The organism is Bacillus sp. FSL K6-6540 (assembly GCF_038007545.1).
In genome coordinates this window covers 1,479,400-1,494,041 of sequence record NZ_JBBOXH010000002.1, presented here as the reverse complement: position 1 = coordinate 1,494,041, position 14,642 = coordinate 1,479,400, and the positions used below count along the sequence as shown (strand labels likewise).

Annotated in this window: 13 protein-coding genes and 1 pseudogene; 4 read left to right on the top strand and 10 right to left on the bottom strand. The window is 42.8% G+C overall.

Translation table 11 applies throughout. The annotated features are described in order from the left end of the window. Positions 1 to 52: 52 nt before the first annotated feature. Positions 53 to 1,444 (bottom strand): MFS transporter, encoded by a 1,392-nt coding sequence (locus MHH82_RS40060; RefSeq protein WP_029726587.1) that lies wholly within the window; start codon positions 1,442 to 1,444, stop codon positions 53 to 55. A 73-nt stretch (positions 1,445 to 1,517) separates the two neighbouring features. Next, the gene (gene gutB, locus MHH82_RS40055) at positions 1,518 to 2,579 is read right to left on the bottom strand and encodes a sorbitol dehydrogenase (protein WP_032726758.1); all 1,062 of its coding nucleotides are present in this window, start codon (positions 2,577 to 2,579) and stop codon (positions 1,518 to 1,520) included. Between the two features lie 201 nt (positions 2,580 to 2,780). On the opposite strand from gutB, the gene gutR reads away from it, so the two are divergent. Then, entirely contained in the window at positions 2,781 to 5,270 is a 2,490-nt protein-coding gene (gutR, locus tag MHH82_RS40050) for a glucitol operon transcriptional regulator GutR (protein WP_072175436.1), read from the top strand. Positions 5,271 to 5,353: 83 nt separating this feature from the next. On the opposite strand, the gene MHH82_RS41730 is transcribed toward gutR, so the two are convergent. From MHH82_RS41730 to groES, 4 genes and pseudogenes are all read right to left on the bottom strand, one after another. Further along, entirely contained in the window at positions 5,354 to 5,977 is a 624-nt protein-coding gene (locus tag MHH82_RS41730; protein WP_373432899.1) for an alpha/beta hydrolase, read from the bottom strand. A 210-nt stretch (positions 5,978 to 6,187) separates the two neighbouring features. Further along, positions 6,188 to 6,492, bottom strand: a pseudogene (locus MHH82_RS41725) (abhydrolase domain-containing 18); the annotation flags it as partial. Between the two features lie 556 nt (positions 6,493 to 7,048). After that, positions 7,049 to 8,680, bottom strand: coding sequence for a chaperonin GroEL (gene groL / locus MHH82_RS40040; RefSeq protein ID WP_024572999.1), 1,632 nt, complete (start codon positions 8,678 to 8,680; stop codon positions 7,049 to 7,051). Positions 8,681 to 8,726: 46 nt separating this feature from the next. Next, entirely contained in the window at positions 8,727 to 9,011 is a 285-nt protein-coding gene (gene groES, locus MHH82_RS40035) for a co-chaperone GroES (RefSeq protein WP_003155970.1), read from the bottom strand. A gap of 238 nt (positions 9,012 to 9,249) precedes the next feature. Between groES and MHH82_RS40030 the strand changes: the two genes are divergently transcribed. After that, complete coding sequence (locus tag MHH82_RS40030; protein ID WP_029317386.1) at positions 9,250 to 9,984, top strand: CPBP family intramembrane glutamic endopeptidase; 735 nt, start codon at positions 9,250 to 9,252, stop codon at positions 9,982 to 9,984. Then, the gene (locus MHH82_RS40025) at positions 9,981 to 10,172 is read left to right on the top strand and encodes a YdiK family protein (protein WP_003225680.1); all 192 of its coding nucleotides are present in this window, start codon (positions 9,981 to 9,983) and stop codon (positions 10,170 to 10,172) included. The genes MHH82_RS40030 and MHH82_RS40025 overlap by 4 nt, the downstream gene beginning before the upstream one ends. A gap of 231 nt (positions 10,173 to 10,403) precedes the next feature. On the opposite strand, the gene tatC is transcribed toward MHH82_RS40025, so the two are convergent. The 4 genes from tatC to moaC are packed head-to-tail and all read right to left on the bottom strand — an operon-like array spanning position 10,404 to position 12,526. Further along, positions 10,404 to 11,168, bottom strand: coding sequence for a twin-arginine translocase subunit TatC (tatC, locus tag MHH82_RS40020; protein WP_015252680.1), 765 nt, complete (start codon positions 11,166 to 11,168; stop codon positions 10,404 to 10,406). A 6-nt stretch (positions 11,169 to 11,174) separates the two neighbouring features. Next, a complete protein-coding gene (gene tatAY, locus MHH82_RS40015) occupies positions 11,175 to 11,348 on the bottom strand; it encodes a sec-independent protein translocase protein TatAY (RefSeq protein ID WP_003234072.1) in 174 nt (57 codons plus the stop codon). 21 nt (positions 11,349 to 11,369) lie between these two features. Continuing rightward, positions 11,370 to 12,017, bottom strand: coding sequence for a redox-sensing transcriptional repressor Rex (locus tag MHH82_RS40010; RefSeq protein ID WP_003234073.1), 648 nt, complete (start codon positions 12,015 to 12,017; stop codon positions 11,370 to 11,372). After that, on the bottom strand, positions 12,014 to 12,526 hold the full coding sequence (gene moaC / locus MHH82_RS40005) for a cyclic pyranopterin monophosphate synthase MoaC (RefSeq protein WP_003243499.1): 513 nt from the start codon (positions 12,524 to 12,526) through the stop codon (positions 12,014 to 12,016). The genes MHH82_RS40010 and moaC overlap by 4 nt, the downstream gene beginning before the upstream one ends. A 125-nt stretch (positions 12,527 to 12,651) precedes the next feature. Here moaC and MHH82_RS40000 point away from each other — a divergent pair, with 125 nt between their 5' ends. Continuing rightward, positions 12,652 to 14,580 carry an ABC-F family ATP-binding cassette domain-containing protein gene (locus MHH82_RS40000; RefSeq protein WP_072175434.1) on the top strand — a complete coding sequence of 643 codons (1,929 nt, stop codon included), beginning with the start codon at positions 12,652 to 12,654 and terminating at the stop codon, positions 14,578 to 14,580. The last annotated feature ends 62 nt before the right edge of the window (positions 14,581 to 14,642 follow it).

The window sequence follows — 14,642 nt, the reverse complement described above, 5'->3', positions numbered from 1 at the left end:
TATTACTTTCTGCCATAAATACAACATTGAATATTAAAAATTTTACATATATTTATCTCGCAGACCTTTGCTCCAGCTCAGAGATGATGTGTTTATATCTTTTTTCCGTTAAAGGATAGAAGGCGATAAGAATAATAGAAAGCAAAATGAAAAATCCCGGAATCAAAGCATTCATATTTTTAATCGCATTCAATGACGCAACTGTCTGGTCTGTATTCGCCACATACCCGGCGATTCCTAAATAGATGGCCGAAAATGACCCGGCCAACGCCACACCCAGCTTATTGATAAAGCTCATGCTCGAAATCACCACACCATCCGCGCGAATTCCGGTTTTCCATTCCGCATAATCGACACAATCCGCAACCATTCCCCAAGCAAGCGTATTTAAAGGCGTTGTGAAAAATCCCGAAGCGAAAAGCCAAATGAAAATGAGTGGAATTGAAGAATACGGCGTAAAATGCAGGCCGGCATAAGAAATAAGCGATAGAGCTGCCGTGATGATCATGACTTGTTTTCTGCCCCACTTCTCAGAAAAGAAAGGAATAAACAAATTACTGATCAGCGCTGCCCCGAAAAATAAAACGGTGCCCATAAACACGAACTCTTTATGGTTGACGTTATACGTAAAATAATACACCATCGTGCTGAGCTTAATATTAAACCCGATCGCAAAAGCCAAAAATGATGAAATTAACATAAGCAAGGGTTTATTTCGGAATAAAACGGATAACGTCTTTTTGATCCCTTGTTTTTTTCTCTTTTTAGGCTGAATTCGCTCCCGTACAGTAAAGAAACTAAATAGATTCAAAACGATGCTGACAGCCGCATAGATGAGCGCCGTCATCTGAAATCCAAACGCCTGATCCTCTCCTCCGATAGCAGTTGCAAGCGGTGTCGCACAGGAAATGGATAAAAGAATGCCGATATACACCAAAATCATCCGGGTTGTGGTCAGAACCGTTCGTTCCTCCACCGAATTCGTCATCCGCCCCGTTAAGCTGTTCACCGGGATCGTTTGCATACTAAAGGACATCCCAAGCAGAATATAAGTGACATACGCATATACCATATTTCCGGTCTCACCGAAATGAGGCGTCGTGAAACATAAGAATGTGAATAGCGCAAAAGGAAATGCCACCCACAGCAAATAGGGCCTTGCTTTTCCCCACCTTGTATTCGTTTTATCTAAAATCAATCCCATGATCGGGTCAAAAATAGCATCCAGCACACGCACAACAAGAAACAAAGTTGCGATCACCGCAGGCTGAATGCCGCCGACGTCTGTATAATAGAATAATAAGTATGCGTTTACAAACTGAAAGATAATATTATACGACATATCGCCGAATCCATAGCCGATTCGTTCAAACCAGGACAGTCCGGTACTGGATTTTGACTGATGCTTCACTTTCATTGCCGTTACTTTTTCTGTTTCAATCATCATTTCCCACCCCAAGAATCCGTTTTCATTTCCAGTAAACAAGAGGGAGAATACGAAGATCCTCCCTGTTCACTCAGCGATTTGGATACACCATCACTTTTAAACATTCATTCTTAAATTGAAGCGCCCGCTCCATCGCATCTTGCGTCTGCTCCAGCGAATATTGGTCCGTTACTAGATGCTTCGTGTCCACAATGCCTGAAGCAAGAAATTCGATTCCCTTTGGATACGTATTGGCATAACGGAAGATCCCGTAAATATCAATCTCATTATCCGCAATAAACGGTACGTTGAGCGGAATCTCGTTCTGTGAAGGCAAACCGACAATCGCCAATTTTCCGCCCCGGCGCACAGAAGCCAGTGCGGATTGCAATGCCGCTGGATTCCCTGCTGTTTCCCAAGCAACATCAACGCCTCTATCATTCGTGATCGTTTTAATCTCTTCAAGTGCATCCTGTTCACGTATATTAATAATGTGAGTCGCTCCCATTTTTTTCGCAGCTTCTAACCGCAGCGGCTCTAAGTCGGTGACAATGATTGTGCCTGCCCCAAATGCTTTAGCTGCGGCAACAGCCATTAACCCAACAGGGCCCATCCCCATAATCGCAATCGTTGATCCGGGCTGTAGCTTCGTTCTGGCCGCCGCATGGATGCCGACAGAAAACGGCTCGATCAAAGCAGCATCTTCATAAGAAAGTGAGTCTGGGATTAAAAAAACAAAGTCCTGACGCATTTTAATATATTGGACAAACGCGCCGTCTACCGGCGGTGTAGCCAAAAACTGTACATCCGGGCAAAGATTATAGCGCCCTTCTTTGCACGCTTCACAGCGTCCGCACGTAACACCAGGTTCAACAGCGACGCGGTCACCGACTTTGAATTGATCGACAGCTGATCCGACAGCGGCAATTTCACCCGCGCATTCATGGCCAAGAATAAATGGTTTTTCCACAACGTAGTTGCCGATTCGGCCATTCGTATAGTAATGCAGATCAGATCCGCAAATTCCGACAGCCATCACCTTAATCAACACTTCATCATGATTGATATCAGGCACAGGCAATGTTTCAATTTTGATCTCTCTTGTGTTGTGCATAACAGCCGCTTTCATGTTTTGAGGTACTGTGTGAGTCATTTGGCAAGTTCCTTTCTTTAGAAAATAAAATGTAAGTGCATACATTTTTGTTTTCTCTGTTACTGCCCCCATTTTATCTGCTTTTCAACACGTTCAACAGCCTTTCCTGCTGTATAAAAGGACAGCGGCACTGTACTTTTATTTTTTCATATACAAAAAACGCTGGATTGATAAAATAGTACTAATAGGAGGTGCAGGCTTATGGCTGAACTTGAAAACCGAAAAAAATTTGCACAACTGCTGGCACCTGGCGTCAAAACGCTAAAACTTCATCCTGATTATAAAGTCAGAAGGAAAAAGAACGAAAAAACAGGACAGTCTTACATAGATAAAATCGCACTCCAGCTGGGAGTCTCCCCAAACACGATCAAAAGCTGGATCGGACAGATGGGGGCAAACTACATTCCCGGAAGAATCGACGACGGAAAACTGTTCGGAATGATCTGGATCATTCTCGAAAAGACCGACTTGGATATCGAGTGGTTGACCGACTTGCTGGAAGCCACCACTATCCCAGTCATCAAACCCGCATTGCCTGTATGGGCAGCATCCTGTTTGAAAAAAGCGAAAATACTGCGAAAAGACGGATTATTCGGGGCTCCGAGTGAAGGCGAAATTGAAAATGTAGTAAAACGGCTGTTTCATGACAGACCCGGCCATGAAACGAATGCGCTTACAGAACAGCCTATCACTCATAATTTACCCTCACGCTGGTCCGGACGCTTTATCGGACGCAGCTTTGATATGGAAGCGATACGGCAATGGATGCTTTCTCCGTCACCAGTCTGTTTAATCACCGGCTGGGCTGGTATGGGTAAAACCACAATCGCTCTTGAAGCCGCCTATTCCTGTGTCGACGATACTTCAGATTGGCCCGCATTCAACAGCATCATCTGGGTCAGCGCTGACTGGAAAGGATTGAGCTTTAGCGATTTTTTAAATACGATCGCCTATCAGCTCGGGCGCACAGAACAAATCGATAAATCAATCAATGAAAAACGGTTCGTCGTCCGCAATGCGTTAGCTAATTACACTAGAGAAAAACCGATCCTGCTGATCGTTGACAGCATTGATACTGCAGAACGTGACATTCATGAATTTATCACCAGCCTTCCGCAAGGCGTGAAAGTTCTCCTCACAGCGCGGGAAAACGTAAAGCAAACCTATCGGGAAAGCTTCGGAGAAATGACAGCTATTCAGCTGAGCGGCCTTGACCAAACAGATGCCTTGGATTTTTTTCAGCAAGAAGTGCACCGATGCTTACAAACATGCAACATTCAAAATAAACGGGAAAAGCTGGAGCAGCTGTTACATCTATCATCTGACCTGAAAAACGAATTCATTTCAGCGACTGCCGGAAACCCGAAAGCCATGGCACTCAGCATTGCCTATATGTCAGACGATGACATCCCCGCTCAGCAGCTGATTCATGAGCTTGGAAAAGCAGGCTACTCACTGCTGGAATTGTTTGAATTCCTCTTTGGCCGCACCTGGGATAGATGCAATGAAGATACGCGAAAGCTATGGCAGACGCTTTGCTTTTTCAGCAAGCCGCCTGATGAAAAAAGCCTGGCGGCAGCAGCCGGATTAGACGCCCGCCGTTTTCATTACGCTATGGAACAAATGCGGTCATATGCGCTGATTCAGCCGGAACGAAGCGAAGGAAGGACACAATACTTAGCGCACCAAACCGTTGTCGCTTACGGAGAACGGCACTTGTCCGAACAACACGAATATGAAAAAGAAGCCCGCAATCGCTGGGCTTACTATTATATTGATTATGCTGAAACCCATTTAAAGCGGGAACAGCCAAACTCTATCTATTGGAGCTACCTGCTGGGACGGAATTTAGATCAAATGAAACAAGATTGGCCAAACATCTTAAAGGTCATCCAATGGGCAAGCGACACCGATCAAAAAGAAATCCTAATCGAACTCATCACCCGAATTAGCCATTTTCTAAGCAGAATCAACCTTCCCCTGCGTATCGAATACGGATGCAAAGCCGCCGACGCCGCCCATCAATTAGGCAAACACACACGAGAAGCGTACTTCCGAATCGACACAGCAGGCTGGGCTCTGATGGAAGTCAATGATTTAGACAGGGCCTTACAGCAAATTGAAGCCGGGCTGAGGATTCTGGAACAATCAGACGCTCACGATGCCTATGATCTAAAGATTTGGGGACACGCACTCAAAGCAAGGCTTTTTTTAAAAGACGGGCAACAGGAAAATGCAGAGACCATTTTAAACGAAATCGAAAATCAACCGATTTCCCCTACCATTCAACACAGAGTTCTATTGGTTCGCGGTGACTTAAGCTTTGCGAAAGGTTATCATGTAGAAGCCATTCAATTATACGAAGCGGCAAATGAAATCAGCTCCACGTACGGCGGCGAAAAAACGATAGAAGCCTATTTCAATCTGGGTGTCGCTTACGTGAAATGTGGTCAATTTGAGAAAGCGGAAGAAGCTTTTGAGCAAATGCTCTATGACAAACATAACGCCAATCAGGTTGAACTGATCTACTATCACTACGGAATGGCGCAGCTGTTGTACCGTAAAGGAGAGAAAACGAAAGCGATGGAAGCTAATCAGAAGGCGCTTCGTTTGATTGATTCGTGGGAGCCTGCGATTGGGATTCGGGGAGAGGTGGAACTTTTGGCAAGGGTGACTAAAGAAAACGAGTAGTACGTAGTTCTGTCAGCACTCTCACTCAATAAATAGGAAAGGCCAACTGAAGTTGCAGTTGGCCTTTCGTTTCTTATTAAGGTCTACAAATGTACTGAACCAGGTTTTCCCGTATTTATCCTTTCTCTTATAAAGGAAAGCGTATCATTTGCCAGCTTTTTGCGACAAAGAACAATACCGGAATGACCACAATTGTAGACATATCTTGTGGGTTTCCCCCAGCTTTCCCATAAATAATCTGCATCTTTTAAGTCAATATACTGATCATGTTTAGCAGAAATCAGCAGAATGTTATCTTTATTAACTTTCGGCAAGGCTTGACTAGGATCTGTGATATTCCAATATTTTGTTAAATCTTCATAGGTCACACCATTTTGTTCTAATTCTTCTCTTATGAATCTACCTGGAATCGTGTTCCATATCGAATAAGAAAGGCGGTTGGCATAAAAGATGGAAACCACTACATCAATTTGAGATTCTAGTGTAGCAATTAGATTAGTAACCCATCCCCCTAAGCTTACTCCCACTATGATAACAGGGCCTTTTTTATTTGTTTTTATCCAATGAATTAATGCTCGTAAATCTACAATTGCCTGTCTTGTCGACTCAATTGTACGATCAATATTTGCACTAATCATCAATTCACCACTATACTGTGAATTTTCCGGTTCTCTTTCAAAATGGTACGGAAGAGAATAATAATACATATTCCACCCTAAATCCTTCATTATACGGTTATGAAAGATTTTTTTAATCCTATCGTACGAATCCATACGCCAGCCGTGTACAAAGATGACATTGGGTTGATCTATATCATTTTCATTTAAAAAGACCTCCCCTTTTAAAGTATCATTAACAGGATTCCCAGTTTGAATTAAGGATTCATAACGAAATGTTCCAACCCTATAATTTTTTTTAGATTCATTCAAGTCAATTGAAACATCAGCTATATTTGCACTGTAAAATTCCTCTCTATCATCGATATCGGCTACAATAGCAGCAGAAAAATGTTTATCTTTGCTTCTTTTTCTGTGTAAATCATATAAAGCCAAGCGATCTATCATTTCTGAAAAATGCACTATTAAGTCCTCCTTGGTAATCATAAAAAACTAATATTAGATTTAATAATTGGAATGTCGGTCTCCATAGAGTCGGGATGAATATTATCAAGATGTTGGTGGAAGAACCTAACTACACCGACAGTGAATTTTTGAGAATCAGATTATTCTGCCGTTCTATATCTTTAACATACATCGTCTTAGTAGCTAAAAAGCAGCACAAATAGACATTTTAATAGGATTTCTCTTTAGAAATGTTTTCCTTAGGGAAACGTCTAAGAGTGTTGGTGACACTATTTATTTAGATAACTGGGGCTTTTTTGTCTTATGAGAGGATACCATCTCCTGTCTGCAATAGGGAGAGAAGTAACAGAGGTTTGGACGAATAATTTTTAAATCCTTTTTATAATCATAACAGAAATGCAGTTTACTGAAGTTACAGTAAGCCGTTTGTCAAAGAAGACGTAAACAGGAATCTGAGCCGGTGGAATTTTTTATTTTGGTCAATTGAATAATTCATATCGGGATTATCAAAACTATTGAAAATCGATATAGAACAGTGCTGAAAAAATCAAACTACGAAAGACAGAAAAAAAGAAGCTTCTCACAAGTTCAGTGAACTCATGAGAAGCCTCGAAAATTTATAAATGGATCAATAGGGCATCAAAAATGACGTCCGTTGCCGACAACCCCTTGTAAATCAAGGGTTTTTTGTCGGTATTACATCATACCACCCATACCGCCCATGCCGCCCATATCAGGCATTCCGCCGCCAGTGTTTTCTTCTGGCTTGTCAGCGACAACGGCTTCAGTTGTTAAGAACATTGCAGCTACAGACGCAGCGTTTTGAAGAGCTGAGCGTGTAACTTTCGTTGGGTCAACGATACCTTTTTCGATCATGTTTACCCATTCGCCAGTTGCAGCGTTGAAGCCTACGCCGATTTCTTCGTTTTTGAGGCGCTCAACGATGACAGATCCTTCAAGACCAGCGTTATGTGCGATTTGACGGATTGGCTCTTCAAGCGCGCGAAGCACGATGTTGATACCTGTTTGAGCATCGCCTTCAGCTTCAACTGCAGCGACTTTGTTATATACGTTTACAAGCGCTGTACCACCACCGGATACGATGCCTTCTTCAACAGCTGCGCGAGTTGAGTTCAAGGCGTCTTCGATGCGAAGTTTACGCTCTTTCAGCTCAGTTTCAGTCGCAGCTCCGACTTTGATGACAGCTACGCCGCCAGCAAGTTTCGCAAGACGCTCTTGTAATTTTTCTCTGTCGAATTCAGAAGTTGTTTCTTCTACTTGAGCGCGGATTTGAGTCACGCGGGCAGAAATTTTGTCTGTTTCGCCAGCGCCTTCAACGATTGTTGTGTTTTCTTTAGTAACGACAACTTTAGAAGCGCGTCCCAATTGAGCGATTTGAGTAGATTTCAGGTCAAGGCCAAGATCTTCTGTGATGACTTCTCCGCCAGTAAGGACAGCGATGTCTTCAAGCATTGCTTTACGGCGGTCACCGAAACCAGGAGCTTTAACAGCAACTGCGTTGAATGTGCCGCGAAGTTTGTTCACAACAAGTGTTGCAAGTGCTTCGCCTTCAACATCCTCAGCGATCAGAAGCAATGGTTTGCCTTGCTGAACAACCTGCTCAAGCACAGGAAGGATTTCTTGAATGTTTGTGATTTTTTTGTCTGTGATTAAGATGTAAGGATTGTCAAGAACCGCTTCCATCTTATCAGAGTCAGTTACCATGTAAGGAGACGCATATCCGCGGTCGAATTGCATACCTTCAACAACTTCAAGCTCAGTTGTGAAGCCTTTAGACTCTTCGATTGTGATAACGCCGTCGTTTCCTACGCGCTCCATTGCTTCAGCGATAAGGCTTCCGACTTCCTCATCAGCAGCAGAGATCGCAGCAACCTGAGCGATAGACTCTTTGCCTTCGATTGGCTTAGAAATTTCTTTTAAGTTTTCGATCGCAACCGCTACAGCTTGTTCCATCCCTTTACGCACGCCTACAGGGTTAGCGCCTGCTGTTACGTTTTTAAGGCCTTCACGGATCATTGCTTGCGCAAGAACTGTTGCAGTTGTTGTACCGTCACCGGCAACGTCGTTTGTTTTGCTGGCTACTTCAGCAACAAGCTTAGCACCCATGTTTTCAAACGCGTCTTCTAGCTCGATTTCTTTAGCGATTGTTACACCGTCATTTGTGATTAACGGAGAACCGAATTTTTTCTCTAGAACCACGTTGCGTCCTTTTGGTCCTAAAGTTACTTTAACAGCATCAGCAAGTGCATCGACACCGCGAAGCATTGCGCGGCGAGCTTCTTCACTAAACTTAATTTCTTTTGCCATGTTTACAAGACCTCCTCAAATGTTTTAAATATTGTTTATTTAAGAATTAGCCGATAACAGCTAAAATGTCGCTTTCACGTAAGATTAAGTATTCAGTACCTTCGTATTTCACTTCAGTACCTGCGTATTTTGAGAAGATAATGCGGTCGCCCTCTTTTACTTCTAAAGCAACGCGCTCTCCGCTTTCTAACACGCGACCTGAACCAGCTGCCACGATTTTGCCTTCTTGCGGTTTTTCTTTTGCAGAATCCGGCAACACAATTCCGCTGGCAGTTTTTTCTTCAGATTCTACGAGTTCAATGACAACGCGATCACCTAATGGCTTTAACAATGTAATAACCTCCTCAATAGTATGAATATGTAATTTTAGCACTCAGCACTAAAGAGTGCTAACACAATTCTTATAATAAAGAATCTCCCTTCCAATTTCAAGTGATAAGATAAAAAATTTTTCACGCTTACATCATTCTTTTCCGCTCCCTTTTCCGTTAGCTTTTTCACCCCCGTACCGATTATGTTACAATAGCTGTAGATGAACGAAACCCACTTAACAAAGGAGTACATACCATTTGAGAAAACAGTATTGGTTTATTATTTTGACATATATCATCATGCAGTTTTCCGCATTAATCGCGATTCCCTTGTTATTTAAATTCGGTTATGCCGGAGGACAGCCTACAGATGAAAATATGCTGCATGCACAAGGATTATGGTCCGTTATCAGCTTTATCGCCTGTCTCGTTGTTGTTCTGCTCATTCTGAGAACCGTTCCGAAAGAAACGCTGCGAAACGGACAGAAGGACTCAATCGGACTTTCTATCCTTTGGGCGATAGCCGGTTTTTTCATTGCCCTTTTCTCTCAAGGAATAGCAGGCTCTATTGAATATTATGTATTTGGGATCGGAAGAGAATCAGAAAATACACAAGCGATTCTGGATGTCATTCAGGCAGTCCCGCTCATGATTATCGTTTCTTCCGTCATCGGGCCTATATTAGAAGAAATCATCTTCAGAAAAATCATTTTCGGCGCGCTGTACGAAAAAACGAATTTCTTTTTCGCAGGACTGATCAGCTCGGTTATCTTCGGTATTGTTCACGCTGATTTGAAGCATCTTCTTTTATATACAGCAATGGGCTTCACCTTTGCCTTTTTATATGCGAGAACAAAACGGATATGGGTGCCGATTTTCGCCCATTTAATGATGAATACATTCGTCGTCATCATGCAGCTTGAGCCTGTTCGGAATTACCTTGAACAGCAGAGCACACAAATGCAATTGATTATTGGAGGATTATTTTTATGAGAAACCCGGTAGTTTGGGGAATGATCTACTTTGCCGTAGGGTGCATCTTTACTTATCTTGCCGCAAGCTCGCCAGGCAGCATGTGGTCATTTTACTCCATCCTGCTGATGGTGTTCGCCGCTTACAACATCAGCATTTCTTTTAAGATGTTCGCCTTTTCATTTAAAATCAAAAAGAACCAGAAATAAAGAAAATCCATTTCTGAATGAGAAATGGATTCAAATTAAATCCTAAAACGGCTTTCGTTTTAGGATTTTGTCATTTTCAGCGTGATTGAAAACCCTTGAAGTCTAGGAAAGGCGAGCATTGGAGCGGAGCGAATGATTTCATTCGTGAGCACCAACGCACAGGCTTGACAACGAATGCGGGGGTTTGTCAACACGCTGAATCCATTTCTCTCATGAGAAATGGATTTTTTATTATTGCCCCGAAGACACGTCCTGATCGGCAGCACTGCTTTTCTGCGCTTTCCGATAAGCGGCCTTCGATATCAGAATACTGATTTCATATAAAATCAAAAGCGGGACTGTGACCATCATATGGGACAGAAGCTCAGGCGGTGTAATCAGGGCTGCGATCACCAGCAGCGTAAAATACGCATACTTTCTGATTTTCGCCAAGAACATCGGTGTCACAATTCCGAGCCTGGTCAAAAACATGAGGATGACCGGCATTTGGAACAGCAGTCCAAACGGAATCGTCAGCTGCAGAAGAAAATGAAAATATTCATTAATTCCGATCACCTGATTGACATTCAAGTCCTGAGAAATTCGCTTCATAAAATCAACAACAAAAGGAAATAAAATATAATATGAAAAAGATAAGCCCGCTAAAAACAGCAAAATAGAGATCGGAATGTAGCTGAGCGTTACTTTGCGCTCTTTCTCATAGAGACCCGGGCTCACAAAAGCCCAAAGCTGATAAAGAATAACCGGCGAGGTCAGGACTATGCCGATGATAAACGCAAACTGCATAAACACATAAAGCGGGTCTGTCAGGTTAAACGCGTTAAGCGTAAGCTGCTTCGCTTCATCTGTTTCTTGCAGATACACTATAATCGGCTTTGCTAAAAAAAATCCAGCAATAAAGAAAACGACAAACGCCAGAGCTACAATCAGCAACCGTTTTCGAAGCTCAGCAATATGCTCCAGCAGCGACATTTGATTCACTTTCATTCTTGTCATCCTAACTTACTGATCTTCTTTCTTTTTTTCCTCTTCATCACTCGTTAATCCTTTAGTAGCGTTTTTGAATTCACGAAGTGTGTCTCCCGCTGCTTTCCCCAATTCAGGCAGCTTTTTGGGACCGAAGATAATCAGAGCAACGATTGCGATAACAGCAAGGCTTCCAGGACCGATCGGCATATTTGGGCTCCTCCTTTCCCTCTATTCGATTTCCTCTAAAACTGAGTAATGTTTCAAAAAATAAACCAGTGACTGAAGCTCAACTGCTAAATCTATATGATGAATTCGAATGTGTTCCGGCACATTCAAACGGGCCGGCGTAAAATTAAGGATTCCCTTGATTCCTAATGCGACCAATCTGTCTGTAATGGATTGAGCGGCAACTGCTGGCACTGTAAGAATGGCAACTGATTCATCTTTTACGTGTTGTTCAAGGTCATCGAGGTTATAGACGGGCACGCCGCCTACCTCAGTTCCTATTTTACTCTCATTTATATCAAAAGCCATAGAAATTTTTGTGTTATTATTTTTTGTGAAATTATAGTGAAGAAATGCCGTTCCCAAGTTCCCGACACCAATCAAGATGACGTCTGTCATTTCATCCTGATCAAGCGTTTTTCGGAAAAAAGACAGCAAATAATCCACATTATATCCGTATCCTTTTTTGCCAAGAGCTCCAAAATAGGAAAAATCCCTCCGAATCGTGGCAGAATCAACCTTTACGGCATCACTGAGTTCAGCGGATGATACACGCTGTTTTCCTGACGCATGCAGATTCTTTAAAAAGCGATAGTAAAGCGGCAGCCGTTTCGCCGTCGCCTGCGGAATTTTTGATTGATCCTTATTCATTTTTGGTCCTCCAAATTATACTCGGATAGTTCTCTTTTAAAGTCACCGTTTTTCCCGCCTGTCTTCTCCAGCAAGAAAGTAGGGCCGATGACCATCCCCTTATCAAGGGCCTTGCACATATCGTAAACGGTAAGAGCGCACACCGATGCAGAAGTGAGCGCTTCCATTTCCACACCTGTACTCCCTTTCGTTTTGACCTGTGCTTTTATATGAAGTATAACTTCTGCTTCTTTTATTTTCCAGTCAAACGATATATCTACCCCGCTCAATGAAAGCGGATGGCACATCGGAATGATATTCGACGTTTGCTTTGCGGCCATAATGCCTGCCACCTGCGCGACAGCCAGTACATCTCCTTTGCCGATATCGTGACTTTGTATTTTCTCGTACACCTCATTCTTCATGTGTACGCTTGAAACAGCCGCCGCAGTACGGACAGTCGAAGATTTTTCGCTGATATCCACCATCTGGGCTCTGCCCTGTTCATTAAAATGAGAAAATCCATTCATATTAAAACGCTCCTTAAACAGATCATACACTATTTTCTTCTCTATGTCTTATATGGCCAATGTATTGTTTGCTGACTTCTGGTTCATAAGCTACACTTAACTTATTATAGCAGAGGTGAAATAATATGATGATCTTACAAGTTAATCAGCTGTCCAAATCGTTTGGTGCTGATACTATTTTAAACAATATAAAGCTGGAAGTCAGAAATCGTGATCGCATCGCCATTGTAGGAAGAAATGGCGCCGGAAAATCCACGCTCCTTAAAATTATCGCAGGCCAGCTTTCGTATGAAAAGGGCGAAATTATTAAACCGAAAGATATTACAATGGGATATCTCGCCCAGCATACTGGCTTGGATTCTAAGCTTACCATAAAAGAAGAGCTGCTGACTGTTTTTGACCACTTAAAAGCAATGGAAAAGGAAATGCGGGCTATGGAAGAAAAAATGGCGGCAGCTGACCCGGGTGAATTAGAAAGCATCATGAAAACCTACGACCGCCTTCAGCAGGAATTCAAAGATAAAGGCGGCTATCAATATGAAGCGGATGTAAGATCTGTGCTGCATGGTCTCGGCTTCAGCCATTTTGACGATTCTACACAGGTTCAAAGCCTCAGCGGAGGCCAGAAAACAAGACTGGCTTTAGGTAAGCTTCTGTTAACACAGCCTGATTTGCTCATTCTCGATGAGCCGACAAACCATCTGGATATTGATACGCTTACCTGGCTTGAGCATTATTTGCAAGGCTATTCAGGCGCCATTCTCATCGTTTCGCATGACCGCTACTTTTTGGACAAAGTAGTAAACCAGGTATACGAGGTATCAAGAGCAGAAAGCAAAAAGTATCACGGCAACTACAGCGCTTATCTCGACCAAAAAGCTGCGCAGTATGAAAAAGATCTGAAAATGTATGAAAAGCAGCAGGACGAAATTGCAAAGCTGCAGGACTTCGTAGACCGAAATCTGGCGAGAGCCTCTACCACCAAAAGGGCGCAAAGCCGCAGAAAGCAACTGGAGCGAATGGAAGTCATGTCAAAACCGCTTGGCGATGAAAAATCCGCAAACTTTCATTTTGATATTACAAAACAGAGCGGAAATGAAGTCCTCCGTGTTCAGGATCTCACAATCAGCTATGAAAACCAGCCGCCGCTTTTAACAGAAGTGTCATTCATGCTGACAAGAGGAGAAAGCGCCGCGCTTGTCGGCCCTAACGGAATTGGTAAATCAACATTGCTGAAAACATTGATAGACATCCTAAAACCAGATCAAGGAACGATCTCATACGGCTCAAATGTCAGTGTCGGCTATTATGATCAGGAACAGGCTGAGCTGACTTCCTCTAAACGTGTCCTTGATGAGCTGTGGGACGAGTACCCCGGGCTCCCAGAAAAAGAAATCAGAACGTGTCTCGGAAATTTCTTATTCTCCGGAGATGATGTGCTGAAACCAGTTCATTCACTGAGCGGAGGCGAAAAAGCAAGATTGGCTCTAGCTAAGCTGATGCTTCAAAAAGCCAACTTTCTCATCCTTGATGAACCGACTAACCATCTGGATTTAGACAGCAAAGAAGTTCTCGAAAACGCGCTGATTGATTATCCAGGCACACTGTTATTTGTCTCACATGACAGATATTTTATTAACAGAATCGCTACAAGAGTATTGGAGCTTTCTTCAAGCCATATAGAGGAGTATCTGGGAGATTACGATTATTATACAGAGAAAAAAACAGAGCAGCTTGAATTGGAGAAAATAAATCAACAAGAGGAAACTGAAAAAACGCCAGCTACAGTGAAGTCTGACTCCAAACGTTCCTACGAGGAAGAAAAAGAATGGAAAAAGAAAGAGCGCCAACGACTCCGTCGGATTGAAGAAATTGAAACCACTGTTCAAACCATTGAAGAAAACATCAGCCGCAATGATGAATTGCTATGTGACCCTGAAGTCTATCAGGATCATGAAAAAGTACAAGCTATCCATGCAGACAATGAGAAGCTCAATCAGGAGCTGGAATCTCTTTTGTCCGAATGGGAAGAACTATCCACAGAAGAAGATTAAAAAAGTCAAGCACCTCTTTTTAGAGGTGCTTTTTATCCACAGAACATACCCTAATAAGCAAA